The sequence below is a fragment of the Lactobacillus nasalidis genome (assembly GCF_016587775.1).
GTDB classification, from domain to species: domain Bacteria; phylum Bacillota; class Bacilli; order Lactobacillales; family Lactobacillaceae; genus Lactobacillus; species Lactobacillus nasalidis.
The window spans coordinates 1-1,643 of record NZ_BOCG01000680.1 but is presented as its reverse complement, the minus strand read 5'-3'; the positions used below and the strand labels follow the sequence as shown (position 1 = coordinate 1,643).

At 57.9% G+C, this 1,643-nt stretch carries 3 protein-coding genes; all 3 read right to left on the bottom strand.

The genetic code is table 11. The annotated features are described in order from the left end of the window. Window positions 1-171: 2-phospho-L-lactate transferase CofD family protein (locus lacNas_RS12975; protein ID WP_201346932.1), on the bottom strand; the 171-nt coding region annotated here is incomplete at its 3' end. Window positions 172-180: 9 nt separating this feature from the next. Further along, a complete protein-coding gene (rapZ, locus tag lacNas_RS12970) occupies window positions 181-1,059 on the bottom strand; it encodes an RNase adapter RapZ (RefSeq protein WP_201336018.1) in 879 nt (292 codons plus the stop codon). 103 nt (window positions 1,060-1,162) lie between these two features. Beyond that, window positions 1,163-1,643, bottom strand: a 481-nt coding sequence (locus tag lacNas_RS12965) for a P1 family peptidase (RefSeq protein WP_201331315.1), incomplete at its 5' end; no start/stop codon positions are given.

Genomic DNA, 1,643 nt, shown 5'->3' with positions numbered 1-1,643 from the left:
GACTCCAGAGGAGCCGCCGTCATCTGAGACGGTCACGATCGCCGTGATCTCCGCGTCCTGCTTTTTCAAGGCGTTCAGGATCACGGGCAAGCCGGTGCCGCCGCCGATAACGACCACCCGGGGCCGCCGGCGCTTGATGATGCGAATGATTTTGTTTTCGCCAAAAGACATGCTGAATTCCTACTTTCTGAGATAACGGCTGATTTCCCGGTGGGTAATATCAACCGGATACTTTTCAGACAAGTCGCGCGCCAATTGCTGGGCAATCGAGACGCTGCGGTGCTGACCGCCCGTACAGCCGATGGCGATCGTCAGTTTTTCCTTGCCTTCGTTGATGTAGCCCGGAATAGCCGTCAGCAGGAGGTCCAGCAGCTTGTCATAAAAGACCTTGGTTTCTTCCTTGTCCATGACATAGTTGAAGACCCGCTTGTCCAGCCCCGTAAAAGGCCGCAATTCCGGGATGTAGAAGGGATTGGGCAGGAAGCGGACATCCATGACGATGTCGGCGTCGATCGGCATCCCGTACTTGAAGCCGAACGACATGACCTCAATCCCGAACTTCGGCTTGTGGAGCTCGCCAAATTTGCTCTGCAGCTTCTGCTTCAGCTCTTTAGGCGACATCTTGGAAGTGTCCAGGATGTAGTTGGACCGGTTGCGCACCGGCGTCAGCAGGCGCCGCTCGTCCCGGATGCCGTCCAGCAGGCGGCCGTTTTCCGCCAAAGGCGGCAGGCGGCGCGTTTCCTTGTAGCGGGCCACCAGCGTGTCGTCAGAAGCCTCCAAAAAGACAATCGTTGCCTGGGTCTGGCCACTGTCTTCCAGGGAATTGATCTCGTCGATCAGGTCCTTGTAGAAGGACTTGACTCTGAGGTCGATCACCACGGCAACTTTTTCAAAGTCTTCCGAGGTGTTCATCAGGTCCCAGAAATTGCCCAGCAGCTCGGGCGGCAGGTTGTCGACCACAAAATAGCCGACGTCTTCCAGCGAATGGGCGGCCACCGTTTTGCCGGCCCCGCTCATCCCCGTCAAGATCAACAATTGTTTCTTGTATTTTTCATGCATGGTTGCGTATTGACTCCCTTAAAACGTTAAATTCTATCATACCGGGCGTGCCGGATCTTGGCAATCAATATGCCGGCCGGCAGCCCATTTTTTTGCATTCCTCTTATAAAAAATCCCGCAAACCGTAGACCGTTCTTCCCTTGAAGCCGGTCAAAGTGGCCGCGTGCACCAGGGCGCTCAAGACGGCTTCCTCGATTGCATCGGCTCCGGCCTCAAAGACCGGGTCCAGCTGGCTGTCGGGCAGGAAGCTGAAAGCTTGAACCTGGCGGGCAAAATGATCCAGTCTGTTGGCCGTGGAAAAAGCCAGGGCGATGTCGCCCGACCCGTCGCCGATATAAGAACCGGTCCGCGCCAGGCCGACCGCGCTGCGGCGGGCAAGGCGGCCCAGCTGGCGGCTGGAAAGGGGCAGGTCGGTTGCCAGCACCATTACAATGGAGCCCTGATCCTTTTGGTAGCGGCCGTAGAGCCGGTTGCCCTCCCGCTTGGCCCGGGCCAAAACGGCATCTTTCAGTTCCAGCCCCAGCAGCCGCCCGCCAGCCCGCAGCTTGCCGAAAGCACCAAAGTTGGCGCAGACCAGGCTGCCG